Source organism: Bradyrhizobium sp. ISRA430, from assembly GCF_029909975.1.
In the GTDB taxonomy this organism is placed as follows: domain Bacteria; phylum Pseudomonadota; class Alphaproteobacteria; order Rhizobiales; family Xanthobacteraceae; genus Bradyrhizobium.
Window position 1 is genome coordinate 2,256,118 of sequence record NZ_CP094516.1, and the last position, 26,998, is coordinate 2,283,115.

Sequence of the window (26,998 nt, forward strand, 5' to 3'; positions counted from 1 at the left end):
TGAACAAATCCAGAGGCGGGTAATGTTGCAGGCGGCCAATGTGGGTCGCGGGACGGTTCCCGCTGCGGTGCGGCCCACCGGCAGCTCCTCCCTGCTGCTCACCGAGAACCAGCAGTGGATCGGCGGGCCGCCGCCGCTGATGGACAAGCTCACCTTACGCGAGCGGGAGCTGGTGCTGAAGCAGGGCCGCCGCAAGGTGCTGAACCGCGGCCAGACGCTGTTCAGCCAGGGCGGCAAGCATGACGGCATCTGGCTGATCGAGAGCGGCCGCATCCGCGTGTTCTACACCTCGCCGCTCGGCCGCGAGATCACGCTGGCCTACTGGCATGTCGGCAATTTCGTCGGCGGGCCTGAAGTGTTCGACGGCACCGTGCATCAATGGTCTGGCGTTGCGTCCAGCAATTGCAGCGTCGTCCACCTGCCCGGAAAGGAACTGCGATCCCTTGCCGCAGAGATCCCGAACCTCGCGATCGGCCTCATCGAAGGCCTGACCTTCAAGGGCAAATGCTATTCAGCATTGGCGCAGATGCTGGGAACGCGCTCGATCACGCAGCGCCTTGCGCATCTGCTTCTGCATCTCGTCGAACTCTACGGCGTCGAGGATGCCGACGGCACCGTGATCGCCGCCGCTTTCACCCATGCCGACATCGCCCACATGGTCGGCGCCACCCGGCAATGGGTCACGATCAGCCTGAAGCGCATGCAGGAGAAGGGAATCGTGGTGACCAAGCGCTCGCAGATCGTGGTCTGTCGGTCCGAGGTCCTGGAGGAGATGCGCGGTCAGGCCAGCGACTAAGGTCGATGCACATGCAAGCGGCTTTCAAGTGCGAAACTGCCCAAGGACTATGCAACCGGCTTTTCCCGGCAACTAATCGACTGCGACGGTAAATCCGGATTTGCCCCGCCCGCGCCCTCACCCAATCATGGCAACCACAGCACATCCAACCGAATGAGGATGAGAATGGTCCGCCATCTTCCCACGCTCTCGATCGCGATGTCGATGACGTCGCTGGCGCTGTTCCTGGTGCAGCCGGCCTCGGCGGAAACCGTCACGCTCGGCATCGGAACGCAGGACACCACGACCAACACGGTGACCGCTGGCGTCGTCATCCGGCAGCTCCATCTCCTCGAAAAATACCTGCCGAGAGATGGCAAATACGCCAACATTAAGTTCGAGCTGGAGTGGCAGAACTTCACGTCCGGTCCGCCCGTCACTAATGCGATGATGGCGAACAAGCTTCAGATCGGCATGATGGGCGACTATCCGCTGATCGTGAACGGATTCACGTTCGACAGTAATCCCGAGAGCAAGAGTCGACTGATCGGGGTCGCCGCCTATAGCCTCTCCGGCTCGGGCAACGGCATCGTCGTCCACAAGGACTCGCCCTACTACGATCTCGCCGATCTCAAGGGCAAGCTCGTCAGCGTGCCCTTCGGCTCCGCCGCGCACGGCATGGTGCTGAAGGCGATGCAGGACCGCGGCTATCCGTCCGATTTCTTCCAGCTCGTCAGCCAGAGCCCGGAGGTCGGATCGACCAATCTCCAGGAGAAGAAGATCGACGCCCATGCCGACTTCGTCCCCTTCGCCGAGCTGCTGCCCTTCCGCGGCTTCGCGCGAAAAATCTTCGACGGTGTCGAGACCAACCTGCCGACCTTCCACGGCATCGTGGTCCGCACCGACTTCGCCGAGAAATATCCAGAGGTCGTCGTCGCCTACATGAAGGCGCTGATCGCCGCCAACCAGTGGCTGCGCGACGACCCGAAGCTCGCCGCCGAGAAGATACAGGAATGGACCGGCATCAACAAGGAAGTCGTCTACATCTTCCTCGGCCCCGGCGGCAACATGATCACCGATCCCACGATCAAGCCGGCGCTGATCGATGCAGCGACGACCGATGTCAAGGTGCTTCAAAACCTCGGCCGCATGAAGGAGTTCGATCCGAAGACATGGGTCGACGACTCCTACCTCCGCAAGGCTTATGTCGAGATGAAGCTGGACTACGACGCGCAGCTTGGCAGCACCAAGAACTACGAGATCTCCGGCGAGGACAGCTTTTGCAAGAAGCCGATCGCCGATCCGCGCAAGGCCGGCGAGGTCTGGGTCGACGACGTCGGCATCGTGCCGTTCGCATCCGCGGCCTGCACGCTCGGCGCCTATGCCGATTACAAGGCGAAGGGAAGGAAGATCAACGTCGCCTACGTCTTCGACACCACGCGCGGCATCAAGCTGTTCGCCGACCAGGCCTTCTTCGCGGTCGGCAGTGGCGACGTCGCGCCTTTCCTGCTGAAGAAGGACGCCGAGGCCTACGCGGCCAAGATCGGCGGCAGGGTGCTCGGCTTCGATGACGCGGTGAAGGCGGCGGTTGGCGGAGGCAAGACGTGAGCAGTCCCGCCTTCCTCAGACATCCCGAGGACAGCATGCCCGCAGCTCCAGCGATCGCAGAGGCGGACGCCTTGCCCGCCGCTCCGCCCGTAGCACCACCTTCCTTCGGCGCGCTGGCCGCGCGCTGGTACCGACTCAACCGGGACCGCCTGCGCGCGACCGCGCTCGGCATCGTCTCGCTGGTCGCGTTCCTCCTGGTCTGGCACCTGCTCACGACCTACCGCGTCGTATTCTTCGTGCGCTTCACCAACGTGCCCTCGCCGCTCGCGGTCTATGCGAGCTTCACCAAGGCGATCCACGATCCAAAATTTCTGATGCACATCCTCTTGAGCTGCCGGCGCATCTTCATCGGCTTCTCGTTAGCAGCCATCGTTGGCGTGCCGCTCGGGCTGATCATGGGCCGCTTCAAGCTGGTGCATGAGGTGATCTTTCCGGTGACGGAGGTGTTGCGGCCGATCCCGGCGATCGCCTGGGTGCCGATGGCGATCATGCTGTGGCCGACCAACGAGCAGAGCATCGTCTTCATCACTTTCCTGGGTTCATTCTTCCCGATCCTGGTCAACACGCTGCATGGCATGTCGCTGGTCGATCCCGTGTTGGTGCGGGCCGCGCAATGTCTCGGCGCGCGCGAGCGCTCCATCTTCCGTGAGGTCTATTTTCCGGCATCCTTGCCGCATATCTTCACCGGCCTCACCATCGGTATGGGGGTGGTAGCCTGGGTGTCGCTTATCGCGGCCGAGATGATCTCGGGGCAGTACGGCATCGGCTACTTCACCTGGGAAGCTTATTCGCTGGTCCAATATGCCGACATCGCGCTCGGCATGATCGCGATCGGCGTGCTCGGCCTCGGATCGAGCCTGTTGATCCGCAGCGCGGGTCACCTCGTGATGCCATGGAGATCGACATGAGCGAGATCGCGACCAGCACACCGAAGGGGCACATCGAGGTCAAGGGCTTCTCGCTGAGCTATGAGACCATCGATGGCTCGGTCCAGGCCGTCACCGACACCCACATCCACGTGAAGCCGGGCGAGTTCGTCTCGATCGTCGGGCCGTCGGGCTGCGGCAAGTCCACCTTTCTGAATGCGGTGGCCGGCTTTCTCAAGCCCACCACCGGCACCATTACGGTCGACGGCGAGCGCGTCAGCGGCCCCAGCGCCGAACGCGGCATGGTGTTCCAGCAATATTCGCTGTTTCCCTGGAAGACGGTGCGGGAGAACGTCGAGTTCGGCCTGAAGATGCGCGGCATGGCGCGTTCGCAGCGCGAACGCGCCGCGCGCACCCTGCTCGGGCTTGCCGGGCTCGAGGCCTTCGAGAAGCACTATCCGGAAAAGCTCTCCGGCGGCATGAAGCAGCGTGTCGGAATCGTCCGCGCACTCGCTACCGGGCCGAAGGTGCTGCTGCTGGACGAACCCTTCGGCGCGCTCGACGCGCAGACGCGCGTCATCATGCAGCAGATCCTCACCAACATGTGGCAGCGGCTGAAGATCTCGGTGCTGTTCGTCACCCACGATATCGACGAAGCGATCTTCCTGTCCGACCGGGTCTACTGCATGACCGCGCGCCCCGGCTCGATCAAGGCGGAAATTCCCATTCCGCTCGAGCGGCCGCGCCAGCAATCGATGATGATGTCGTCGGAATTCCTCGCGCTGCGCCGCGGGCTGATGTCACTGATCCGCGAGGAGAGCCTGAAGGCGATGGGCGGCGAGATCAACGATCTGGGCATGCAGGGCCTCAACATCGAGCTGCACGGCCATTCGCTGGCGGATGTGATCTGATTCACCTCTCCCGCTCGCGGGGAGAGCTCGGTCACTGCCCTCGAGGAGCCCCCTCACCCCACCCTCACCCCGCAAGCGGGGCGAGGGAGTGCGCGAGCAACCGTCGCTTACTTGAACCAGTGCACCAGGGTGATGCTGATGCCCAGCAGCAGCATCAGCGACAGCGTCACGGCCGCCGTCACCCGGCCACCGACATTGGCGAGCACGCGCACGTCGACGCCGAGGCCGAGGGCGGCCATGGACACCACGGTGAGAAAGCTCGTGATCTTCGTCACCGGTCCCACCACCGTCACAGGCACGATCTCCAGCGAGCGCAAGGTGGCGAGCGCAAGGAAGCCGAGGATGAACCAGGGGACGAGGCGGAAGAAGCCGACATTGGTCTTCTTGGCGCCACTCTGCCAGCGCGAGGCAACGAGCGACAAGCCGACGACGACCGGCCCCAGCATCAGGACGCGCATCAGCTTGACCAGCGTGCCGATCTGCGTGCTGACGAGACCGGCCGGCACCGTTGCCGCCAGCACCTGCGGCACGGCATAAACGGTCAGGCCTGCGAGTATGCCGTATTGCGTGGCGGACAACTGCAGCAGCGGAATCAGCAGCGGCAGGCCCAGCACCATCATCACGCCGAGGATCGCGGTGAAAGAGATCGAGGATGCGATCTCGTCATTGTTGGCGCCGATGATCGGCGCCACGGCCGCGATCGCCGAATTGCCGCAGATCGAGTTGCCGCAGGCGATCAGGATCGACAGCCGCGTCGACAGGCCGAGCAGACGGCTGAGGCCGAAGGAGACGCAGAGCGCGACCACGACGACCGCCGCGATCGATGCCAGCAGCGCGATGCCGGAGGCCGCAATCGCGGCAAAGCTGATGGAGGCCCCGAGCAGCATCACCGCGACTTCCAGGAGCTGCTTGGCACTGAAGGCGATGCCAGCCTGCCAGCGCGGCGCGGGCTTCCAGAAGCTGCGCACGGCCATGCCGAGCAGGATCGCCATCACCAGCGCCTCGACATAGGGATGCTCGAAGAGTCCCAGTTCCGCCCGTTCGAGCAGAGCCGAGAGGCCGGCCAGGGCGATGCAGAGAAGGATGCCGGGAATCAGCGCGAGGATGCGGCTTGCGGCGGTCGTTGGCTTGGCGTCGGCCGGGCTGGATGCTTGATTCTGCGACACAAATCTCTCCCAGAGGGGAAGGATTTATACGCAGGGCCACTCGATAGGGGAATAAGTTTTCGACATATCAGGGCCCAGGGAAGTTCTGTCCTCAGGCCGTGACAGCCTCAGAAGATCAGGCTCTTGGCGAGCGAGGCCACGCGGCTGAAGCCGTCATAGACGCCGGGCTCGAAGAAGGCCGCGCGCGCGAACACGATCGCCGCGACCAGCGACCAGAACAGGCCTGTGCCGGCCCGCAACAGGTATTTGGACGCGCGCGACTGTGGCTGGGCATCCGTCGCGGACACCAAGCGCTCGCCGAAGGGTTCAAATCCACCGCGTTCCATGGCTGGGCACAATCCATCAATTAGTGACGGAAATGTCGTCGTTTCCGGCCCAAACGGCAATGGAAGCGATTGGCTTTTTTGTCCCTCGCGAGGGAAACTCCTTTCGCCGCGACTGGGCGCCGCGATAGTTTTCTTCTTCAAGCGGCTTGGGTCCGGGATAGCCGGGCTAGAGCGCCAGGTAGCGGCGCCGGATCGCCTCGTTCGCCTTGAGATCCTCGATCCCGGCAGCATAGACGATCTGACCCTTGTCGATCACCGTGGCATGGCTCGCCAGCCCCAGGCAGAAATGCATGTTCTGCTCGGCAATCAGCACCGTCGACCCGATGCTGCGAAGCTGCCGCAACAATTCGCCGATGCGCTGCACGATGATCGGCGCAAGTCCCTCGCTCGGCTCGTCCAGCAGCAGCAGCGCCGGATTGCCCATCAGCGTGCGTGCGATCGCTAGCATTTGCTGCTCGCCGCCCGAAAGCCGCCCGGCGATGCGATTGCGCAAGGGCTCCAGCAGCGGGAAGACCTCGTAGATGCGCTTGATCGGCCATTCGTCCTGGCCGTCAGGCCCGCGCTTCTTGCCGATGACGAGATTGTCCTCGACCGTGTGCTCCGGGAAGATCTGGCGATCCTCGGGCACGAAGCCGAGACCGGCGCGCGCGATCACGTGCGGCTTGAGGCCGGAGATCACCGCGCCGCGTAGGCTGACCTTGCCGCGCCGCGGCGGCGCCAGCCCCATGATCGCCTTCATGGTCGTCGACTTGCCCGCGCCGTTGCGGCCGAGCAGTGCCATGGTCTCGCCCTGCCGCACCGACAGGCCGACGCCGAACAGGATCTGGCTCGTGCCATAGTAGACGTCGAGATCGGCGACTTCGATGACGGCTTCGCTCATGCGGCGGCTCCCGCATGTTCGGTGCCGAGATAGGCGTCGATCACGGCGCTGTTGCTGCGAATCTCGTCGGGCGTGCCGGTAGCGAGGATGCGGCCATAGCAGAGCACGACGATCTTCGGCGCGATCTTGAACACGATGTCCATGTCGTGCTCGATGAACACGACTGTGATCTTCTGCGTCTCCCAGAGCTCGCGCACCTTGTCGATCATGCGCCAGCGCTCCTCCGGGCCCATGCCGGCGGTCGGCTCGTCCAGCAGCAGCACCTTCGGTTCGAGCACCAGCGCCAGCGCAATGTCGAGCAGCTTCTGGTCGCCGTGCGACAGCGCCGCCGCGGTGCGGTTGCGCTTGCCGGCGAGACCTAGCAGCTCCATCACGTGCTCGGCGCGATCGCGCGTCTCGGGCAATGGAAAGCGCTTGTGCAGCACCGCGGAGGTGCGCTGATCGGCACTGACGGCGGCGAGCATGGTCTCCTGCACCGTGAGCGAGCGAAAGATGCTGGCGACCTGGAACGCGCGGCCGATGCCGTGACGAACAATCTCCGGCGGCGAGCGTCCGGCAAGGTCGACGCCATCGAGCAGCACTTGCCCCGCATCCGGCTTCAGCGCGCCGGTGATCAGGTTGAAGAAAGTGCTCTTGCCGGCGCCGTTCGGGCCTATCACGGCGGTCAGCGAGCCATCGGGGAAGTCAAGCGTGACGTCATTGGTCGCCTTCACGCCGCCAAAGGATTTTGCGAGGTTGCGGATCTCGAGCATTGCTAGCGCCCCTCGCCTGCCTCGCGCCGATGCGCGAACCATTCGGCGACGAAATCCAACAGGCCTTTGCGCAGCCCCAGCGCGAAGAACAAGATGACGACGCCGAGCACGATGCCATGATACTCGGTGAATCGCGTCACGGTGTCGTTGAGCAGCAACAGCAGCACGGTGCCGACCATCGGGCCGAGGAAGGTCGAGACGCCGCCGAGCATGTTGATGAAGATGCCCTCGCCCGAGATGGTCCAATAGGCGAATTCCGGATAGGCGCCGGAGACGAACAGCGCCATCACCATGCCGCCCGTCGACGCGAACAACGCCGCCAACACGAAGACGGTGAGCTTTGCGCGCCAGACGTCGATGCCGAGGAAGCTCGCGCGCGCGGCGTTGTCGCGGATCATGCGCAGCGTATAGCCGAACGGTGACTGCGCGATCTGGCGCATCGCGAGCAGGCCAAGGATCAGGAGCGCGCAGCTCGCGACGTAGAGATGGATCTGATTGGAGAGATCGACGCCGAGGAAGACGGGGCGCGGAATGCCGCCGCGCAGCCCCTGATCGCCGCCGGTGAAGGAGGCCCATGACAGGATGGTCGAATGGATCAGCATCTGGAAGGCCAGCGTCACGAAAGCGAAATAGATTTCCTTCAGCCGCACACAGATCGCGCCGATGATGGCGGCGACCACCGCCGTGATCGCCAGCATCGCGACGAAAGCGACCGGGATCGGCACGCCAAGCTTCTGCATGATGAGGCCAAAACTGTAGGCGCCCAGGCCGAAGAACATGCCGTGGCCAAATGAGATCAGACCGGTATAGCCAACCAGCAGATTGAGCGAGGTCGCAAACAACCCATAGGCCGAGCAGCGGATGACGAAATCGAGCAGCGCCTTGCTGCCGGTGAACAGCGGCAAGCTCGCCAGCACGGCGAACGCGATCAATGCAATCAGGATGTCGCGATAGCGTTGCCAAGCTGTGGTGACGCCGCGCGCCGGCACCAGCGTCTCCGCGCGTCCGGCCTCGAGCTCGGTCATGCCGCCTCCTTGCCGAACAGGCCGGTGGGCTTTGAAACCAGCACGATCACCATGAACAGGTACATCAGGCCTTCGGTGAACAAGGGAAAGCCGAGCGAGCCGAAGGAGCGGATCAGGCCCAGCAGCAACGCGCCGATCAGCGCGCCGAGGATCGAGCCCATGCCGCCGATCACGGTGACGATGAAGGATTCGATCAGCACCGAAAATCCCATACCCGGGGTCAGCGAGCGCACCGGCGCTGCAAGCGCGCCGGCAAGGCCCGCAAGCATGCCGCCGAGCGCGAACACGCCGCCATAGATCAGTCCGGTGTTGATGCCGAGCGCGGACACCATGCCGGGATTATGCGCGGCGGCCCGGATCACCTTGCCGATGCGGCTGCGCGACAGGCCCATGCCGAGCACGACGGCCGCGACGAGCGCGACGCCGATCAACAACAGATAGTAAGGCGGCACCACGCCGCCGGCGATGAACAGCGGCACCACCTGGAATGCCGCCGGCATGCCCATCGACTTGAATTCCGGTCCCCAGATGATGCGTACGACGTCGTCGAAGATCAGCACGAAGGCGTAGCAGACGAGAAGCTGCATCAGCACGTCGGCGCCATAGACGCGGCTCATGAAGACACGCTCGAAGATCAGCCCGAGGATCGCGGTACCGGCTGCACCCGCGAGCATCGCGAGCGCAAAGCTTCCGGTGAGCTGATAGGCCGTCATCGCGAAATAAGCGCCGAACATGTAGAAGGCGCCGTGGCTGAAATTGACGACCTTGAGCACCCCGAAGATCAGCGTCAGCCCGACCGCCACCAGAAACAGCAGCATGCCGATGATAAGGCCGCTGGTGGTCTGCGTCACCAGGCAGGCGGAACTGGAGAGGCAGCCGGCAAGCGCGTCGAGATCCACGGGAGCACTTTCATTACGGCGCCGAGCCCGGCGCGGAAAACCAGACGAAGCCGGCGGAGACGGTCACCCGTCTCCGCCGCGCACACGATCAGGTGTAGCCCTTGCTCTTCTTCCACTCGGCTTCGAGCTCGAAGATAGTCTTCCAGTCGCCGGCTTTCACCTCCGGCACATAGGGCTCCTGCGGAATCGTGGTGCCCCAGCCGATGGCGTAGCCGACCAGCGTGTGATCCTCGGCGCGCATCGTCACGGTCCCGTCGGCGCCGAACGGGCACTTGATCGTAAGGCCCGCCAGTGCTTCGGCAAGCTTCTTGCCGTCAGCGGAGTTCGCCTTTTTCGCGGCTTCCGCCATCAGCATGACCGCGGTCGCGTTCTCCCACGACCAGTTGGTCGGATATTCGCTGTACTTCGCCTTGTAGGCATCGCCCCACGCCGCATTCTCCGGCGTCGCCGGAAACGTCTTGATGTAGCGGTTGCCCGAGTGAATGCCCTTCGGCAGGTTCTTCACGACGGTGAGCGCGGTGTAGTCGGCCATGTTGACCGCGAACACCTCCATCTGGCCGAACATCGCGTAGATGTTGGCCTGGTCGATATAGGAGGTGAGATCGCCGCCCCACAGGCAGGAGTACAGCGCCTGCGGCTTCGCCTGCAGAATCTTCGTCACCACCTCGGTGTAGTCGGGCTGGAACAGTTTTGGCCAGGATTCGCTGATGATCTCGACGTCCGGCGCAAAGCGCTTCAGGTACAGCGTGAACTCGGCCGTCGTGTCGCGGCCATACGCATAGTCTGGCGAGCATGTCGCCCACTTCTTCAGACCCTTGGCCTTGGCGATCGCGGCGGCATAGCTGCCGCCGACGATGGAGTCGTGCACGCCCTGCCGCGCGGTGCGGAAGGCGTTCGGAATGCGCTGCTTGGGATCGGCGGTGAGCGCCGATGTCTCGGAATTGGTGTGGATGCAGAACACGCCGAGATCGCGCGCGACCTCATGCACCGCAAAGGCGCCGGAGGAAGCTTCCGCATCGATCAGCAGCTCGCAGCCATCGGTGTTGACGAGTTCGCGCGCGACGCGCGCGGCTTCCTGCGGCTGTCCCTTGGAGTCGCGGATCACCATCTCGATCTGGCGGCCGGCAAGGCCGCCGCCGGCGTTGACCTTCTCGACCTCGAGCATCACGGCATTGCGCGACGACGTGCCGAGCTGCGCCACGCGGCCCGATAGGATCGTCGGCATGCCGATCTTGATGGTCTTGGCCTGGGCGCGCGCCACCCAGGGCGCGGCAACAGTCATCGCACCGGCGCCCATCAGCGCCAGCGTTGAACGGCGGCTGATGCCCGGCCTGCGGGTTCTCGTCATTCTTCCCTCCCTCTGTCGGGTCGGCGTTTCCTGTCCCTTGCCGGAGATCGTCTCGTCTCCGTGTTCCCAACAATTTCAGAGCGCAGGGGGTGACGTCAAGCCAAAGATGAATTACGAGTCAGAATTCATCACGGAGGAAGCGAGGCCAGCGACCGGCCCAAAACGCGCGCAAATGATCAATCTGTCGAGCTTCATCGCCTTTCATGCCCGGCGGACGCCGGACCGGCCTGCGCTGAAATACAGCGGCGAGGAGATTTCCTACGCGACCTTCGACGCGCGCATCCGGCAAGTGGCCGGCTGGCTGGCCGCACAGGGCATTGGCGCCAGCGATGTCGTGGCCGTCCTGATGAAGAACAGCGCGGCCTTCCTCGAGCTGGTCTTTGCCACCAGCCATATCGGCGCCGTGTTCCTGCCGATCAACTTCCGCCTCTCCCGCGACGAGGTCGGCTACATCGCAGGCAATGCCGGGGCGCAGCTTCTGATCGTCGATGAGGAATTGGCTGCGAACGCCACAGGCGCGACGATCGTCGTGCTCGATGAGGCCGCACAGCGGAGCGTCACGCACCTTGCACACGGCGCGTCACCGGCGCCGATGCATGTCCGCGCGCCATCCGACCTGATGCGGCTGATGTACACCTCGGGCACCACCGACCGTCCCAAGGGGGTGATGCTCTCTTACGACAATTTCTACTGGAAGTCGGCCGACCAGACCATCGCACTGGGCCTCAGCGCCGACACCCGGCTTCTCGTCGTCGGCCCGCTCTATCACGTCGGAGCGCTCGATCTGCCCGGCATCGCCGTGCTCTGGCACGGCGGCTTCATCGCCATCCAGCGCAATTTCGAGCCGGAGGCGGCGCTCGCGGCTATTGCCGAAGATAGGCTCAATGCGGCCTGGTTGGCGCCGGTCATGACCACTGCGATCCTCACCTGCCCCACCCGCGACCGCTACGACGTCTCCAGCCTGAAATGGGCGATCGGCGGCGGTGAGAAGACGCCGGAGGTTCGAATCCGCGCCTTCTCCGAATTCTTTCGCAATGCGCGCTACATCGATGCCTATGGCCTCACCGAGACGGTGGGTGGCGACACCTTCATGGACGCCGGCCGCGAGATCGAGAAGATCGGCTCGACGGGCCGCACCATTGCCCATGTCGAGATCGAAATCCGCGACGAGGCCGGCAAGACGCTGCCACCGAACGTCAATGGCGAGATCTGCCTGCGCGGGCCGAAGATCACGCGCGGCTACTGGAAGGATCCGGAGAAGACGGCTTCGGCCTTCTTCGGCGACTGGTTCCGCAGCGGCGATGTCGGCTATCTCGACGACGATGGCTTTCTGTACCTGACTGACCGCAAGAAAGACATGATCATCTCCGGCGGCGAGAACATCGCTTCCTCCGAGGTCGAGCGCGTCATCTACGAACTATCAGAGGTGCGCGAGGTCGCGGTGATCGGCCTGCGCGATGCGCGCTGGGGCGAGAAGCCGGTCGCAATCGTCGTGCTGGCCGAAGGCGCGAGCCTCGAACTCCCTGCCCTCATCGAGCACTGCCGCGCGCGGCTTGCAAGCTTCAAGGTGCCGAAAGAGCTCGTCATCCGCGACAGCCTGCCGCGCAACCCATCAGGCAAGATCCTCAAGCGCGTGCTGCGCGCCGAGCTGGAGACCTCCGAATGATGCAAGCAGACGCGACCGCAAAGGTGACGAAGCTCAACCGCGTCGAGCGCAACGCCTGGACCAAGCAGAAGATCTTCGAGGCCGCGACCAAGGTCGTCGGCAAATATGGCTATGCCGAAGCCTCGGTCGCCCGTATCACCGAACAGGCCGGTGTCGCGCAAGGCACGTTCTACAATCATTTCGAGAACCGCCAGGAGCTGCTCGACCAGCTCCTGCCCAAGATCGGCCTCGACATGGTCGAGTTCATCCGCGCCCGCACGGGCACCGCGCATGCGGCGCGGCAGGAGATCGAACGCTTCGCGGCCTTCTTCGACTTCATCCGCGAGGTTCCGGAATTTTTGCGCATCCTCAACGAGGCCGAATTCTTCGCGCCCAGCGGCTACCAGAAGCATCTCGATAATATCTCGACTGCGTATGTGCGCATCCTGCGGCGCGCGAGGCTCGCCGGCGCGATCGAGGACTATAGCGACGAAGAGTTCGAGGCCATCGTCCACATGCTGATGGGCTCGCGCGGCTATCTCAGCCGGCGCTACTCCTATTCGGCCGATGGCGTCACTGCCGTGCCCGATCACGTCATCTCCGCCTATCGCAAACTGATGACGCGCGGCCTCTTCAATGCCCCCGGGGATCAGGACAAGCCATGAACATCGAGTCTCCGCACAAGCCGCTCGACCTCGCCTCGACCATCGCCGAGGGCGATATCCGCTGCCTGCTGATGGTGCTCGTGCACATGACGGGCGATGAGCGCTGGCTCGAGCCGCCCTATTTGCCCAAGCGCGACATCCGCCTCATTCCCGATCCCGATGCCGGCGTGCCGGAGAACGTACAGGACGAAATCCGCGCCGCCGTCGTCAAACTTTTCGCCAACGGCACGCCGAAGCCGGTCATCACCGACCCCGGCGAGGAGCTGCTGCTGAGGATGATGCGCGCCTGCCTCGGCGAGAACGTCGCGCCGGAATATGCGCCCTTGATGCGCGAGGAGATGGGCTTTGTGCCGCGCGATGCGCGCTGGACCCACCGTCCTTCCGATCAGAAGCTCGCGCAGCAGCATGTGCTGATCGTCGGCGCCGGCGTCTGCGCCATCGCGCTTGGCGTGGCCCTCGGTCATCTCGGCATCCCCTATACCATCGTCGAGAAGAACGACGAACTCGGCGGCACCTGGTGGATCAACCGCTATCCCGGCTGCGGCGTCGATACGCCGAACCATTCCTATTCCTATTCCTTCGGCTCGCGCAACGCGTGGACGCGCTATTTCTGCCCGCGCGAAGAATTGCTCGGATATCTTCTGAAAGTCGCCGACGAATACGGCATCCGCAATCATCTGCGTGTCAACACGGAGCTCACCTCATCGCACTGGGACGAAGGCAAGCGTCGCTGGATCTCCACGCTCAAGACCAAAAATGGCGAGGAGACTTTCGAATCCACCGCGCTGGTCAGCGCGATCGGCCAGCTCAACGATCCCTCCCGCGCCCGTTTCAAGGGTGAGGAGGATTTTAAGGGAACGATCCTGCACTCGGCGCTGTGGTCGAGTGACATCGAGCTTGACGGCAAACATGTCGCCGTGATCGGCACCGGAGCGACATCGATGCAGCTCGTGCCGTCAATCGCCGGCCGGGTCGCCTCGGTCACGGTCTATCAGCGCACCGCGCAATGGGCGCGCCCGGTGAAGGGCTATTCCGATCCAATCACCGAAGGCGCGCGCTGGCTGCTCGCCCATCTGCCGTTCTATGTGCAGTGGTATCGCTTCAACATGTTCTGGCGCTACGGCGATGGGCTGTTGCCCTTCCTGCGCAAGGACCCGGCCTGGCCGTATCCGGAGCGCGCGGTCAACAAGGGCAATGACCGCCACCGCCAGGAGCTGACCGAGTTCATCCTGACCGAGCTGAGGGACCGTCCAGACCTGATCGCGAAATGCGTGCCAACTTATCCTCCTTACGGCAAGCGAATCCTGCTCGACAACAATTGGTTCAAGACCTTGACGCGGGCGAATGTCGAGCTCGTCACCGACGCGATCGACCATTTCGACCAGGGCGGCATCGTCACCGCAGACGGCGAGCATCGCCCCGCCGACATCATCGTGATCGCGACCGGCTTCAAGGTCACGGAGATGGCGGCCCGTCTCAACATCAGGGGCCGCGACAGCAAAGACTTGAGCGACGCCTGGGGCAACGACAACCCGACCGCGTTTCTTGGCCTCACCGTGCCGGGCTTTCCGAACTTCTTCTGCATGCTCGGCCCCAACTCCGGTCCCGCTCATGGCGGCAGCGTCATCTTCCAGTCTGAATGCCAGAGCCGCTACATCTCCGCGTGCCTCGTCGACATGATCGAGCACGACGTCGCCGCTATCGACGTTCGCCAGGATGTGCTCGACGACTACGTCCGCAAGGTCGACGCCGAGCACGAGGCGATGATCTGGACCCATCCGGGCATGACCACCTACTACCGCAACAAGAGCGGCCGCGTGTTCTCGGCCATGCCGTGGCGCTTCGTCGACTACTGGCGCATGACGCACGACCCGGATCTCGGGCAGTACAAGCTGACGAAGGGGTGATCCACCTGTCCACGGAGATTTGCCGAAGTGGTAGCGTTCACTCTCACCATCGTCATTGCGAGCCAACGGGGCCGCGCTTCGCGCGGACCCGTTGGCTCGCAATGACGGAGCTTGCTGCGCTCACCTTTGCACATTGCTAACAGCGCGGCGTGCTCGAAAGGAGCCCACCATGCCCAAGCCGCACGTCCGCATCTACACCGACTACAAAAGCCCGTACGCATTCGTCGCCAACAAGCGCCTGTTCGAGCTCGAGGAAAAACACGGCGTCGAGCTGGAATGGCTGCCCTACACGCTACGTGTCGCCGAATTCATGGGAACGGTCGAGGAGCGAACGCCGCATTTCTGGCGCAAGGTACGTTACGCCTATATGGACGCGCGCCGCTTTGCCAATGCGCAAGGCCTCACCATGAAAGGCCCGCGACGGATCTACGACGCCTTCTACTCAAGCGTCGGCATGCTGTTCGCGCAAGCCAATGGCTTCTTTCGTCCCTATCACGACACGGTGTTCCACCGCTTCTGGAGACACGAGCTCGAGATCGACGATGTCTCCGAAATCGCCGCTGTCATCACCGCGTGCGGCGGTTCGGCCGGCGCGTTCGAAGACTACGTCAACGGCCCTGCCCGCGCCGAGCATGATCGCATCATCGACGAGGCCGAAGCGCTCGGCGTGTTCGGCGTACCCACCATGATGTTCAATGGCGAGCTGTTCTGGGGCGGCGATCGCATCGACATGCTGATCGAGCGCATCCACAGGCCGGAGACGATCGAGACCGCACTGGGGAGCCGGTATCGAAAGCCCGCGTAGCCGCTCCAGCATCGCTTTGGCCTATATGGATACGATCAATCAATTGACCGTGCCCAGCGATCAGCCTTGCACGTCCGTGCTCGCGCACGGAAGACGTTCGAAGACTACGTCCAGGACGGTCAGCATCCGCGCGTGATGACCCGGCGTCTGAAACTCGATCGCCTGGCCGACGGATAGTCCTATCAGAGCCGCGCCGACCGGCGTCAGCACTGAAATCCGTCCCTGCGAAATGTCGGCTTCGTGCGGATAGACCAGGAGCACCCCTCGGACATCGCCGGTGCTCTCGTCGCGATAGCTGACCCTCGAACCCATCCGCACCACGCCAGACAGGTCGCTGTCATCGGGCACGACATTAGCGCGCTCCATCTCACGCGCGAGAAACTGCGCCACGCGCGGGAAAATCTCCATGCTGGAGTTCGCCAGCGCGTTCAATCGGCGCATCTCGTCTGTTGTTACCAGGATAGACGGGAGTTCAGATCCGGTCGCGGACTTCTTCGGTTTCATTGCGGTCCTCAATTCGCAGTTAGGCGGCGGTCGGTCCCGGATCATCGTCGATCGGATCGTTCCTTGTGAATTCAGAGGCGCGAAACAGCGGGACCACGTTGGGCCCGGACCTCCTCACGCTTTGGACCCTGACGAGATTCAGGCAGCCGGCGACGAAATATGGCATCTGATCGTCGACGCGCAGACCGATCAATGCTGCGCCCAGCGACGACAGGACGGATATTCGGGCGGAATCTACGCTGCGATCTTCTGGCCAGACCAACCGGACCATCCTTCGTGGCACGCCCCAATTCGTCCAGTAGGTGATCCAGGACCCGATCGTCACGATCGAGTCGATGTCGCGTGCGTCGTCCGGAACGATCTCGGCGCGGCTGATCTCGCCCATAAGGAAGATCGCATCCATGTCCCCTCGCTGCACGGCTGCGCGCGCAAGCTGCTCCAGGCGGGGATAGTCGGATACTGGCAGTGCAATCTTGGGAAGAGGCAACACGGCACACTCCTTCGCGCAAGGCATCGCGCTCCCGGATGGAAGCCGCGAACTCGAATTGTGTACGAAAGGAACGCCCGGACGGCGCAACCAGCCGTCCGGCTAAACGCCTGCGTGGAGGCGGCCGGCGTGCAGACAGAAGCGCGCTACGCGCGGATCAATGTCGACGACATAGGTCATGGCGCGATGAACATAGTGCCTTATCGCGCCGACGACATTGCGGCGAAAGCGCGCATGCATTATCGCGCGTCGCGCTCTCGTGCGGCTTCCGGGTTGCATTCGGCGCGCGCGCAGCGCGCTCCGGAATTCGCGGCGGAAAATTCGTCTCGCGGCATGACTATGCCGCCAGTCCGCTCTCCGGTGGAGCGAACTCCAGCCCGAGACTGTCGGCCACCGCTTTGTTGGTGATGCGGCCGCGATGCACGTTCAGCCCGCTCCGCAGATGCGGATTTTCCAGCACCGCGGCAAAACCCTTGCTCGCGAGCATCAAGCCGAACGGCAGCGTCGCGTTGTTCAGCGCCTGGCTCGACGTCACCGGCACCGAGCCCGGCATGTTGGCGACGCAATAGTGCACGATGCCGTCGATCTCGTAGGTCGGATCAGTGTGCGTGGTCGGATGCGATGTCTCGAAGCAGCCGCCCTGGTCGATCGCGACGTCCACCAGCACGGCGCCCGGCTTCATCGATTTCAGCATCGCGCGCGTGACGAGTTTTGGCGCGCTGGCCCCGGGCACCAGCACGGCGCCGATCACCACGTCGGCGGCGAACACCTCGTCTTCAACCGTCTCGATGGTCGAAAAGCGGGTGCGCACCCGTCCGAGGAAGAGATCATCCAGTTCGCGCAGCCGAGAAATGGAGCGGTCGATCACCGTGACTTCGGCACCGAGCCCTGCCGCCATGCGCGCGGCCTGCGTTCCGACGACGCCGCCGCCGAGCACGACGAGCCGCGCGGGCTGCACGCCGGGCACGCCGCCAAGCAGCAAGCCGCGCCCGCCGGCCGAACGTTTGAGCGCGGCGCCGGCGGCCTCGATGGCGAGGCGGCCGGCGACTTCGCTCATCGGCGCGAGCAGCGGGAGGTGGCCGTCCGCGTCCGTGACGGTTTCATAGGCGATCGCGGTGCAGCCGGAAGCGAGCAAGCCCTTGGCCTGTTCGGGATCCGGCGCGAGATGGAGATAAGTGAAGAGGATCTGGTTTTCGCGAAGCTGCACCCATTCGCTCTTCTGAGGCTCCTTCACCTTCACGATCATATCGGACCTGGCAAAGATGTCGCGAGCGCTCTCCGCAATCGCGGCTCCTGCCCGCCGATAGACCTCGTCGGAAGCGCCGATGCCGCTGCCCGCGCCGGTCTCGACCATGACCTGATGCCCGGCCGCGACATATTCGCGGACGGCGCCCGGTGTGAGCCCGACGCGATATTCCTGCACCTTGATCTCCCGGGGGACACCGACGCGCATCGCAAGCTCCTTGGCCAATATGCTGATTCCTTGTTCATCGTAGCGGCAGGTGCGGTTTGGTTTCGTGCAAATATCCGCTAGTTTTGCCATCCTGGCGCCGGTTTCCGGCGCGGCTGCACCCTTTCACGCTGGAAACGAAACCTTGGCCCTCGACCGGAAAGACCTCGCCATCCTCGCGGAACTCACCACCAACGCGCGGGCCAGCCACACCGAGCTTGCCAACAAGGTCGGCCTGTCGAGCACGGCGCTGGCGCGGCGGCAGAAGGCGCTGGAGGACGACGGCTATATCCAGGCTTACCAGGCAGCGCTCGATCTGGGGCAATTCGGCCTCACCACCACGGTTTTGGTCCGCATCGCGCTGGAGAGCCAGAGCGATGACGCACTGAAGGCGTTCGAGGCGGAGGTCGTGAAATGCCCCTCCGTCGTGCGCTGCTTCCTGATGTCGGGTACCGACGACTACATCCTGATCGTGCTTGCCCGCGACATCCAGGATTTCGAACGCATCCACCGCACCGAGTTGTCTCGGCTGCCGCGCGTGGCGAGGGTGCAATCGAGCTTCGCGCTGCGCGAGATCGTCAATCGCGCGGTGCCGACGGTGGTGTTCGGCGAGGCGAAGCGCTGACCACTCCCTTGCGGCACGGAAACTCCCGCAAGGAACCAAGCGATCGGTCGTCCGTTAGGCGCTATTGGCCAGCGGAGACGACGCGCCCTCGCGTCAGCCCGGTTGACTTCTCGGCTCGGCCTTTCGTCGCAGGGGAAACGACATGGCCGATGCCGCAAATCAAATTCCCGACCGCATTCCAATCAATCTCGTCGTCAATGGCGTCAGGCGCTCGCTTGATCTCGCGCCCTGGACCACGCTCCTGGATGCCCTGCGCGACCATCTCGCGCTGACCGGCACCAAGAAAGGCTGCGATCACGGTCAGTGCGGCGCCTGCACCGTGCTGATCGATGGCCGGCGCGTCAATTCCTGCCTGACCCTCGCCGTCATGAAGGACGGCGCGGAGATCACGACCATCGAAGGACTTGCCAGGGATGGCGCGCTGCATCCCCTGCAACAGGCCTTCATCGACCACGACGCCTTCCAGTGCGGCTATTGCACCTCGGGACAGATTTGTTCGGCGGCCGGTCTCTTGGCCGAAGGCCACGTCAGGGATGCTGACGAGATCCGCGAGCTGATGAGCGGAAATCTCTGCCGCTGCGGCGCCTATCCGAACATCGTCGCTGCCATCCAGCAGGCAATGGGCCGGCCATGATCAACTTCCAATATTCCCGCGCCACCGACGTCGCCGATGCGATCCTCCTGCTCGCCGCCCATCCCGGCGCCAAGCTCATCGCCGGCGGCACCAACCTGATCGACCTGATGAAGGAGAATGTCGAGCAGCCCTCCCGGCTGATCGATATTTCCCGCCTGCCGCTCCGCAAGGTCGAGCAGACGGCCGACGGAGGCCTGCGCATCGGTGCCTTGGTGCCGAACTCGGACCTTGCCTACGATCCGCTGATCGAGCAGCGCTATCCGCTGCTCGCCAGCGCCATCCTTGCCGGCGCCTCGGCACAACTGCGCAACATGGCGTCCGTCGGCGGCAATCTGATGCAGCGAACGCGTTGCGCCTACTTCTATGACACGGCAACGCCTTGCAACAAGCGCAGTCCCGGCAGCGGCTGCTCGGCGATCGACGGCCTCAACCGTAACCATGCGATCCTCGGTGCGAGCCCTTCCTGCATCGCGACCAACCCGTCCGACATGAGCGTGGCGCTGGCCGCGCTCGATGCGCTCGTGCACGTCGCAGGCCCGTCCGGCGAACGCACTATGGCGTTGACCGATTTCCATCGGGTCCCCGGCGACACGCCCCATGTCGACACCAATCTCGGTGCCGGCGAGATCATCACGGCGATCGAACTGCCGCCGCGCGGCTTTGCCCATCACTACAGCTATCTGAAAGTCCGCGACCGACTGTCCTATGCCTTCGCCCTGGTCTCTGTGGCGGCGGCGCTCGAACTCGACGGCAACGCGATCAGGGAGGCGCGCCTGGCGCTCGGCGGCGTAGCCCACAAGCCCTGGCGCAGCCTTGAGGCCGAAACGGCGTTGCGCGGCCAGGCAGCAACAGTGGATCATTTCTCTCGTGCTGCGGACGTCCTGCTGCAGAGCGCAAAGTCGTATGCGCATAACGGTTTCAAGATCGAGCTCGCGCGCCGCGCCATCGTTCGAACGCTGATGCAGGCCGCGAACGCCACGCCGCAGTCGCAGGCTCACAAGAAGATCGCGTGAGGGACCGATGAACGCCTATGTCGGAACACCAACATCCCGCGTCGATGGTCGGGCCAAGGTCACCGGCGCCGCCAAATATGCTGGCGAATTCGCCGCCGACGGACTCCTCCACGGCGTAGCCGTCGCAGCCACCATTCCCCGCGGGCGCATAGCCCGCCTCGACACCAGCGAGGCGCTGAATGTGAAGGGCGTGATCGACGTGCTCACCCATGCGCATCGTCCGCCGCTCGCCGACAAGGACGAGGCCTGGAAGGATGAGGTGGCGCCGGAGGAAGGATCGCCGTTCCGTCCGCTCTATGATGACAGCATCAAATTCAACGGCCAGCCGATCGCACTGGTCGTGGCGGAGGACTGGGAGACCGCGAAATTCGCCGCAACGCTGGTGCGCGTCGACTATCAGGAGGAGCAGGCGTTTGCCACCGATCTCGAAGCCGAGCGCAACAAGGCGACCAAGGTGAAGCAGCCGAACAAGCCGCGCGGCGACGCCGCTAGCGCGCTTGCCGGCGCGGCCGTGCGGCACGAAGCGGACTACTTCATTCCGACCGAACATCACAATCCGATGGAGCTCTTTGCGACTACGGCCGTCTGGGACGGCAACGGCAGGCTCACGGTCTACGACAAGACGCAAGGCGTGCAGAACGTCCACAAATTTCTGTGCAGCGTGTTCGACAAGAAGCCGAACGACATCCGTGTGATCTCGCCCTATGTCGGCGGCGCCTTCGGCTCCGGCCTGCGGCCGCAATATCAGGTCGTGCTTGCAACACTTGCCGCGCTCGCGCTGAAGCGCTCAGTGCGCGTCGTGCTGACTCGTCAGCAGATGTATGGGCTCGGCCACCGGCCAGCGACGATCGAGCGCGTCGGGCTCGGCGCCAAGCCCGACGGCACGCTCGAAGCGGTCACGCACGAGGCCACGGCCGTCACCTCACGCTACGAGGATTTTGCGCGCAACGACAGCAGTTGGGCGGAACAGCTCTACAAGAGCCCGAACAGCCGCTATTCCCACAAGCTCGTCCGCCTCGATGTCTCCACGCCCTGCGACATGCGCGCGCCCGGCGCGGCTTCGGGCGTCTGCGCGCTTGAATGCGCTATGGACGAGTTGGCGGTCGCGCTCAAGCTCGACCCGATCGAACTGCGACTGAAGTGCTACTCGGATCGCGACCAGAGCGAAGATCTCCCCTACACCAGCAAGCAGCTACGCGAATGCTACGCCCGTGGCGCCGAGGCCTTCGGGTGGAGCAGGCGCAATCCCGCCGCCCGCTCGATGCGTGATGGCGAGGAGCTGGTCGGCTGGGGCATGGCGACAGGCGTCTGGGAGGCGCTGCAGGTGCCGGTCGCAGCCCGCATCGTGCTGACCGCCAATGGCCATGCCGAGGTCTCCTGCGCGGCGTCCGACATCGGCACCGGCACTTACACGATCGTGGCGCAGGTGGCGGCAGATGCGCTCGGACTGCCGATCGAGAACATCGGCGTCAAGCTCGCCGATTCGACCTTGCCGCAGGCTCCCGTCGAGGGCGGCTCCTGGATGGCTGCATCGAGCGCGCATGCGGTGCTGGGAGCGGCCGAGGACATTCGCCAGGATCTCGCGCGTCTTGCCAGCGCGATGCCTGCCTCGCCGCTCGCCGGCGTCGATGCCGCCGATGTCATCCTGATCGACGGCACGATCGCCAGCAACGGCGAGAAGAGCCGCGCGGTCTCGATCACAGATGCGATGCGCTACGGCAAGCTCGAGCGGATGGAGAAGCAAAAGCTCAACCAGTTCGCGGGGGACAAGTCGCACGCGCGCAACACGCATTCGGCTGTCTTCGCCGAGGTGAAGGTGGACGAGCAGCTCGGCGTCATCCGCGTGACCCGGATGGTCAGCGCGGTCGCGGCCGGGCGGATCCTGAACACCAAGACCGGCCGCAGCCAGATCATGGGCGGCGTGGTCTGGGGGATCGGGATGGCCCTGCACGAGGAGACGGTGATGGATCACCGCTTCGGCCGGATCATGAATCCGAATATCGCCGAGTACCACATCCCCGTGAATGCCGACGTTCACGACATCGACGTGATCTTCGTCGAAGAGCGCGACGACCACATCAACGCCCTGGGCGTCAAGGGCCTGGGCGAGATCGGCATCGTCGGAGTCCCCGCGGCGATCGCGAATGCCGTCTATCACGCCACCGGCAAGCGCATCCGCCGCTTCCCGATCACGCTGGACAAGCTCCTCGCCTGACGCGCCGGGTCAGTGTTCCCGGCGGCTGACGGGTGTGAGGCCAGCCCCTGTCATCCAACTGTCATCGAATGTGCCGAGACCTGTTTGCTCTGGCACATTCGGGACCTGACATGGACTATTTCAAGCGCTTCAACTTCCTGTTCGCCGCACCGGTGTTCGACGCCGATGACCTCGAAGGCATCCGCTTCAACCAGATCATCGAGGAGATCCAGCGCTCCGGCTTCGAGGTGGTCCGCGCCCGCAAGCTGGAGGACGCCGAGATCGCGGTGCAGACCGATGCCGCGATCGGCTGCATGGTGGTGGACTGGGGCAAGAAGGGCCTAGAGGGCAAGACCTCGGCGCTGATCAACCTGATGCGCCGTCGCGGCCTCGATTTTCCGATCATCCTCCTGATCCGGCGCAAGCGGTTCGAGGACCTGCCGGTCGAAGTGCTCGACTTCATCGACGGCTACGTCTTCCTGTCCGAGGAGACCCCGCCCTTCATCGCCAAGAACCTGATCAGCCGACTCAAGCAGTATGCCGAGACGCTGAAGACGCCCTTCTTCGGCGCGCTGGTCGACTATGCCGAGGAAGGCAACCAGCTCTGGACCTGCCCGGGCCACAATGGCGGCATGTTCTACAGCCGCAGCCCGATCGGCCGCGTCTTCGTCGAGCATCTCGGCGAGTCCGTGTTCCGCGACGATCTGGACAATTCCGTGCTCGACCTCGGCGACCTCCTCACCCATGAAGGCCCGGCGCTGAAGGCACAGAAAGAGGCGGCCGCGATCTTCGGCGCGGAAAAGACCTATTTCGTGCTCAACGGCACTTCGACCTCCAACAAGGTCGCGCTCGGCGCGCTCGTCACCGACGGCGATCTCGTGCTGTTCGACCGCAACAACCACAAGGCCGCCCATCACGGCGCGCTGATGATCAACGGCGGCATCCCCGTCTATGTCCCAACCATTCGCAACGCCTGGGGCCTGATCGGCCCGATGCGCTGGGACGCGCTCGACGAGAAGGCCCTGCGCGAGGCGATCCGCAACCATCCGCTGGTCCAGGACCGCGACGCCTGGCGCAGGGAGCGGCCGTTCCGCGTCGCCGTGGTCGAGCAGTGTACCTATGACGGCTCGATCCACAGCGCCGAGATGATCTTGAACCGCATCGGCCATCTCTGTGAGTACATCCTGTTCGACGAGGCCTGGGCCGGCTTCATGAAGTTCCACCCGCTCTATGCCGGCCGCTTCGCGATGGGGCTGTCGAACCTTTCTCCGGATGCGCCGGGCATCATCGCAACGCAGTCGACCCACAAGCAACTTGCCAGCTTTTCGCAGGCCTCCCAGATCCACATCAGAGACCGTCACATCCGCGGCCAGAAGCGACGCGTCGAGCACCGCCGCTTCAACGAGAGTTTTATGCAGCACGCCTCGACCTCGCCGTTCTATCCGCTGTTCGCCTCCCTCGATGTCGGCGCGCAGATGATGAAGGGACGCTCCGGCGAGGTGTTGTGGGATGACACGATCCGACTCGGCATCGAGTTGCGCAAGAAGATCCGCGCCATGGGCCGCGAGTTCGAGGAGAAGGAGCAGAATCCCGAGCGCCGCTGGTTCTTCGAACCCTTCGTCCCCGATCGCATCGCCATTCCCGATGTCAGCCGCCCCGGCGCCGTGCACAACGTCGCCTGGGAGACGCTTTCGACCGACGAGCTCGCTACCAATCCCGCTTTGTGGCAACTCGCCCCTGACGATACCTGGCACGGTTTTCCCGGCATGACCGAGGGCTTTGCCATGACCGATCCGAACAAGCTGACGCTGCTCACGCCCGGCTTCGATCGCGCCACCGGCGCCTATGCCGATCACGGCATCCCGGCGCCGGTCGTCGCGCAATTCCTGCGCGAGAACCGCATCGTTCCCGAGAAGAATGACCTCAACTCCCTGCTCTTCCTGCTCACCCCGGGCGTCGAGGCGAGCAAGGCCGGCACGCTGATCTCCGGCCTCGTCGCCTTCAAGAAGCTGCACGACGACAATGCGCTTCTGGCGGACGCCATTCCGGAGTTCTATCAGCGGCGGCAGCCGCGCTATGCCGGCGTGCGGCTGCGCGACCTCTGCGCCGAGATGCACCGCTTCTTCCGCGCCGCCGATGTCAGCGCACTTCAGGCCCGGCAGTTCCTACCCGAGCATTTGCCGGAGATCGCCATGTCGCCCCGCGATGCAGCGCGCCTCCTGTTCCGCAACGACGTCGATTATCTGCCGATCGAGGCGATCGCGGGTCGCATCGCGACCACGCCCTTCGTGGTCTATCCACCCGGCATCGCCACCATCGTGCCCGGCGAGCGGCTGACGGAACGAGCCAAGCCCATGATCGACTACCTCAAGATGTTCGAGACCTGCTTCAACACGTTTCCGGGTTTTGAGGTCGAGATCCAGGGCGTCTACAAGGAGGTCGATGCCGCCGGCCGCATCGGGCTCTACACTTACGTCGTCGCCGAGTAGCCGCCGATGAACGAAACGGGCGTGATGCGCGCGGAGGATGAGCCGGTCCTGGTCCGGCCCTCGCGCGACAGCGATGTCGAGGCGATGCTGGCGATCTACCGCCATCACGTCCGCCGCGGTGTGCCGCGCGATGTCGAGGGAACCGGCGCGCCTGAGCCCGACGATCTGCGCGACCGGCGCAAGAACCTGAAGCAGACCCGCCTGCCGCATCTGGTCGCGACCTTTCGCGGCGAGGTCGTCGGCTATGCCTATGCAGTGCTGTTCCGCAAGCGTCCGGCCTATCGCTACACGGCAAAGCACTCGATCTACGTCCACCACGCGCATCTCGGGCGCGGCGTCGGACGGCTGTTGCTCCGGGAGCTGATCGACGCCTGCGCGGCAGCCGGCTTCCGTCAGATGATCGGTTACATCGATGCCGACAACGCGCCCTCGCTGGCACTGCATGAAAAGTTCGGCTTTGGCCGCGTCGGGCTGCTGTGCGGCGTCGCCTATCGCAACGGCCGCTGGTCCGACACAGTCATGGTGCAGCGCTCGCTCGGCGCCGGTGCAACTGCGCCGCCGCCAGCAACGTCTCCTGGACGCTAGACGGGCTCGCAGCCCTTACGATGGAAAGTCAGCCGCTTTCACCTGGATGCGGTCGGCATGCAGGGACCAATGAGGCAAGGCCTGGTCCTTGCAGAACTTCGCCTTCGCCCGCTCCGTGGCTTCGTTCTCGTCAGAGGCATCGATCTCGAGCGCGCCCTGGCAAACCTCGATCTGCCGGCCGTACCCACCGAGCACGTCCTTCATGAACCTGACGACATAAGTCGACATAGGACCTCCTGCGCCCCCGAAGCACTCTAACCCCATTTAGCCCGGACAGGGAAAGGAGATTTTGACGCGGATCAAGTCCAATCGCGGTTCCACGCTTGCTCCGTCATTCCGAGGGCAACGCGAAGCATCGAGCCCGGAATGACCGAGTCAGTTTGCCTGCCCTACCCCGGCGCAACCCCAAACGCCTGCTTGAATCGCTCCGCGTAACGCGGCCAGACCTCGGGATTGATGATGCGCGGCGGCCGCTTGCCGTCGAGCGTATCCAGCACCTGCTCGGCCGCGATCCGCCCCATGTTCTGACGCGCCTCCTTGGTGACACCGGCGGTATGCGGGCTCGCCAGCACGTTGTCGAACTGGAGCAGCGGATGCTCCGGCGGCGGCGGCTCCTTGGACCAGACGTCGAGGCCCGCTCCCGCGATGCGTTGGTCGCGCAGCGCCTGGAGCAGCGCGTCCTCGTCGTGGATGAAGCCGCGGGCGGTTGTGATGAAATAAGCGTGAGGCTGCATCAGCGCGAATTCGCGCACGCTGATCATGCCACGGCTGCCCTTGTTGAGCGGACAGGAGATCGAGACGAAGTCGGCCCGCCGCAGCAATTCGTCGAGCTCGACCTTCTCCCCGCCCCGCTCGGCCATCACCTCGGCCGACAGATATGGATCATAGGCCAGCACCTTCATGCCGAGCAGACTTTTGCACAGCGCGGCGATGCGGCGGCCGACATTGCCGAGGCCAACGATGCCGACGGTCTTGCCCTCGACCTCGTTGCCGACGAGGTCATTGCGGTTCACGTCGCGCTCGCGGCGGAGGCGACGGTCGGACTGGATGATGCGCTTGGACAGCGTGAGCATCATCGCCAGCGCATGCTCGGCGACGGAATGCGCGTTGCCGCCGGACTGGTTGACGACGAGCACGCCCGCAGCCGTGCAGGCTTCGACGTCGACAGGGTCGAAGCCCGCGCCGTTGCTGGAGACGAGCAGCAGGTTCGGCGTCCGCTTCAGCAAGGCGGCATCGACGTGGAAGTGCGGCGCGAGCTCGTCGCGGGCCGCGCCGATCTGGTAGACATGGGCCGCGCTGAGGATCGGCGCATAGACATCCTCGGGGCTTTCGTTCTCGATGCGGTCGAGCCGGACGTCAGGGCGCGCCTTCAGGATGTCGATATAGATTGGATGGGCCAGATATTTGACGTAGAAGACGCGCTTGTTGTTGACGGACAT

26 protein-coding genes are annotated in these 26,998 nt (G+C 64.2%); 14 read left to right on the plus strand and 12 right to left on the minus strand.

The genetic code is table 11. From position 1 onward, the window contains the following. Positions 1-22: 22 nt before the first annotated feature. From MTX21_RS11205 to MTX21_RS11220, 4 genes are all read left to right on the plus strand, one after another. Entirely contained in the window at positions 23-796 is a 774-nt protein-coding gene (locus MTX21_RS11205; protein ID WP_280964864.1) for a Crp/Fnr family transcriptional regulator, read from the plus strand. A gap of 165 nt (positions 797-961) precedes the next feature. Then, positions 962-2,383, plus strand: a complete 1,422-nt coding sequence (locus MTX21_RS11210) for an ABC transporter substrate-binding protein (protein ID WP_280964865.1) — start codon at positions 962-964, stop codon at positions 2,381-2,383. Beyond that, positions 2,380-3,291 carry an ABC transporter permease gene (locus MTX21_RS11215; protein ID WP_280964866.1) on the plus strand — a complete coding sequence of 304 codons (912 nt, stop codon included), beginning with the start codon at positions 2,380-2,382 and terminating at the stop codon, positions 3,289-3,291. The genes MTX21_RS11210 and MTX21_RS11215 overlap by 4 nt, the downstream gene beginning before the upstream one ends. Further along, positions 3,288-4,160, plus strand: coding sequence for an ABC transporter ATP-binding protein (locus tag MTX21_RS11220; protein WP_280964867.1), 873 nt, complete (start codon positions 3,288-3,290; stop codon positions 4,158-4,160). The genes MTX21_RS11215 and MTX21_RS11220 overlap by 4 nt, the downstream gene beginning before the upstream one ends. 107 nt (positions 4,161-4,267) lie before the next feature. Here the strand turns inward: MTX21_RS11220 and MTX21_RS11225 are convergent, their stop codons facing one another. The 7 genes from MTX21_RS11225 to MTX21_RS11255 form a co-directional block, all read right to left on the minus strand. After that, on the minus strand, positions 4,268-5,326 hold the full coding sequence (locus MTX21_RS11225; RefSeq protein WP_280964868.1) for a putative sulfate exporter family transporter: 1,059 nt from the start codon (positions 5,324-5,326) through the stop codon (positions 4,268-4,270). 107 nt (positions 5,327-5,433) lie between these two features. Beyond that, the gene (locus MTX21_RS11230) at positions 5,434-5,613 is read right to left on the minus strand and encodes a hypothetical protein (RefSeq protein ID WP_280964869.1); all 180 of its coding nucleotides are present in this window, start codon (positions 5,611-5,613) and stop codon (positions 5,434-5,436) included. A gap of 205 nt (positions 5,614-5,818) precedes the next feature. Next, the gene (locus MTX21_RS11235) at positions 5,819-6,532 is read right to left on the minus strand and encodes an ABC transporter ATP-binding protein (protein WP_280964870.1); all 714 of its coding nucleotides are present in this window, start codon (positions 6,530-6,532) and stop codon (positions 5,819-5,821) included. Next, entirely contained in the window at positions 6,529-7,284 is a 756-nt protein-coding gene (locus tag MTX21_RS11240) for an ABC transporter ATP-binding protein (protein ID WP_280964871.1), read from the minus strand. The genes MTX21_RS11235 and MTX21_RS11240 overlap by 4 nt, the downstream gene beginning before the upstream one ends. 2 nt (positions 7,285-7,286) lie before the next feature. Further along, positions 7,287-8,309, minus strand: a complete 1,023-nt coding sequence (locus tag MTX21_RS11245; RefSeq protein WP_280964872.1) for a branched-chain amino acid ABC transporter permease — start codon at positions 8,307-8,309, stop codon at positions 7,287-7,289. Next, positions 8,306-9,208 carry a branched-chain amino acid ABC transporter permease gene (locus MTX21_RS11250; RefSeq protein ID WP_280964873.1) on the minus strand — a complete coding sequence of 301 codons (903 nt, stop codon included), beginning with the start codon at positions 9,206-9,208 and terminating at the stop codon, positions 8,306-8,308. The genes MTX21_RS11245 and MTX21_RS11250 overlap by 4 nt, the downstream gene beginning before the upstream one ends. Positions 9,209-9,296: 88 nt before the next feature. Next, positions 9,297-10,556, minus strand: coding sequence for an ABC transporter substrate-binding protein (locus tag MTX21_RS11255; RefSeq protein WP_280964874.1), 1,260 nt, complete (start codon positions 10,554-10,556; stop codon positions 9,297-9,299). Positions 10,557-10,728: 172 nt separating this feature from the next. Between MTX21_RS11255 and MTX21_RS11260 the strand changes: the two genes are divergently transcribed. The 4 genes from MTX21_RS11260 to MTX21_RS11275 all read left to right on the plus strand — a co-directional run bounded on the left by MTX21_RS11260 (position 10,729) and on the right by MTX21_RS11275 (position 15,578). Next, complete coding sequence (locus MTX21_RS11260; RefSeq protein ID WP_341510894.1) at positions 10,729-12,222, plus strand: AMP-binding protein; 1,494 nt, start codon at positions 10,729-10,731, stop codon at positions 12,220-12,222. After that, a complete protein-coding gene (locus MTX21_RS11265) occupies positions 12,219-12,866 on the plus strand; it encodes a TetR/AcrR family transcriptional regulator (protein ID WP_280964876.1) in 648 nt (215 codons plus the stop codon). Before MTX21_RS11260 ends, MTX21_RS11265 begins: the two co-directional genes overlap by 4 nt. After that, positions 12,863-14,773 (plus strand): NAD(P)/FAD-dependent oxidoreductase, encoded by a 1,911-nt coding sequence (locus tag MTX21_RS11270; protein WP_280964877.1) that lies wholly within the window; start codon positions 12,863-12,865, stop codon positions 14,771-14,773. Before MTX21_RS11265 ends, MTX21_RS11270 begins: the two co-directional genes overlap by 4 nt. A 169-nt stretch (positions 14,774-14,942) precedes the next feature. Continuing rightward, positions 14,943-15,578 carry a DsbA family protein gene (locus tag MTX21_RS11275; RefSeq protein WP_280964878.1) on the plus strand — a complete coding sequence of 212 codons (636 nt, stop codon included), beginning with the start codon at positions 14,943-14,945 and terminating at the stop codon, positions 15,576-15,578. A 60-nt stretch (positions 15,579-15,638) separates the two neighbouring features. Here MTX21_RS11275 and rnk read toward each other — a convergent pair whose 3' ends face one another. From rnk to ald, 3 genes are all read right to left on the minus strand, one after another. After that, a complete protein-coding gene (gene rnk, locus MTX21_RS11280; RefSeq protein WP_280971377.1) occupies positions 15,639-16,082 on the minus strand; it encodes a nucleoside diphosphate kinase regulator in 444 nt (147 codons plus the stop codon). Positions 16,083-16,101: 19 nt separating this feature from the next. Next, a complete protein-coding gene (locus tag MTX21_RS11285) occupies positions 16,102-16,572 on the minus strand; it encodes a GreA/GreB family elongation factor (protein ID WP_280964879.1) in 471 nt (156 codons plus the stop codon). A 334-nt stretch (positions 16,573-16,906) separates the two neighbouring features. After that, entirely contained in the window at positions 16,907-18,022 is a 1,116-nt protein-coding gene (gene ald, locus MTX21_RS11290) for an alanine dehydrogenase (protein WP_280964880.1), read from the minus strand. Positions 18,023-18,164: 142 nt separating this feature from the next. Here ald and MTX21_RS11295 point away from each other — a divergent pair, with 142 nt between their 5' ends. From MTX21_RS11295 to MTX21_RS11320, 6 genes are all read left to right on the plus strand, one after another. Then, positions 18,165-18,644: an Lrp/AsnC family transcriptional regulator gene (locus MTX21_RS11295; protein ID WP_280964881.1), complete on the plus strand. Its 480-nt coding sequence runs from the start codon at positions 18,165-18,167 to the stop codon at positions 18,642-18,644. Between the two features lie 142 nt (positions 18,645-18,786). Continuing rightward, complete coding sequence (locus tag MTX21_RS11300) at positions 18,787-19,278, plus strand: (2Fe-2S)-binding protein (protein WP_280964882.1); 492 nt, start codon at positions 18,787-18,789, stop codon at positions 19,276-19,278. Continuing rightward, positions 19,275-20,291 (plus strand): xanthine dehydrogenase family protein subunit M, encoded by a 1,017-nt coding sequence (locus MTX21_RS11305; RefSeq protein ID WP_280964883.1) that lies wholly within the window; start codon positions 19,275-19,277, stop codon positions 20,289-20,291. The genes MTX21_RS11300 and MTX21_RS11305 overlap by 4 nt, the downstream gene beginning before the upstream one ends. A gap of 7 nt (positions 20,292-20,298) precedes the next feature. Then, on the plus strand, positions 20,299-22,506 hold the full coding sequence (locus MTX21_RS11310) for a xanthine dehydrogenase family protein molybdopterin-binding subunit (RefSeq protein ID WP_280964884.1): 2,208 nt from the start codon (positions 20,299-20,301) through the stop codon (positions 22,504-22,506). Between the two features lie 110 nt (positions 22,507-22,616). Continuing rightward, entirely contained in the window at positions 22,617-24,974 is a 2,358-nt protein-coding gene (locus MTX21_RS11315; RefSeq protein ID WP_280964885.1) for an Orn/Lys/Arg decarboxylase N-terminal domain-containing protein, read from the plus strand. 6 nt (positions 24,975-24,980) lie between these two features. Continuing rightward, positions 24,981-25,559: a GNAT family N-acetyltransferase gene (locus tag MTX21_RS11320; RefSeq protein WP_280964886.1), complete on the plus strand. Its 579-nt coding sequence runs from the start codon at positions 24,981-24,983 to the stop codon at positions 25,557-25,559. A 15-nt stretch (positions 25,560-25,574) separates the two neighbouring features. On the opposite strand, the gene MTX21_RS11325 is transcribed toward MTX21_RS11320, so the two are convergent. Both MTX21_RS11325 and MTX21_RS11330 read right to left on the minus strand, forming a co-directional pair. Further along, positions 25,575-25,787, minus strand: a complete 213-nt coding sequence (locus MTX21_RS11325; RefSeq protein ID WP_280964887.1) for a hypothetical protein — start codon at positions 25,785-25,787, stop codon at positions 25,575-25,577. Positions 25,788-25,948: 161 nt separating this feature from the next. Beyond that, a complete protein-coding gene (locus MTX21_RS11330; RefSeq protein ID WP_280964888.1) occupies positions 25,949-26,998 on the minus strand; it encodes a hydroxyacid dehydrogenase in 1,050 nt (349 codons plus the stop codon).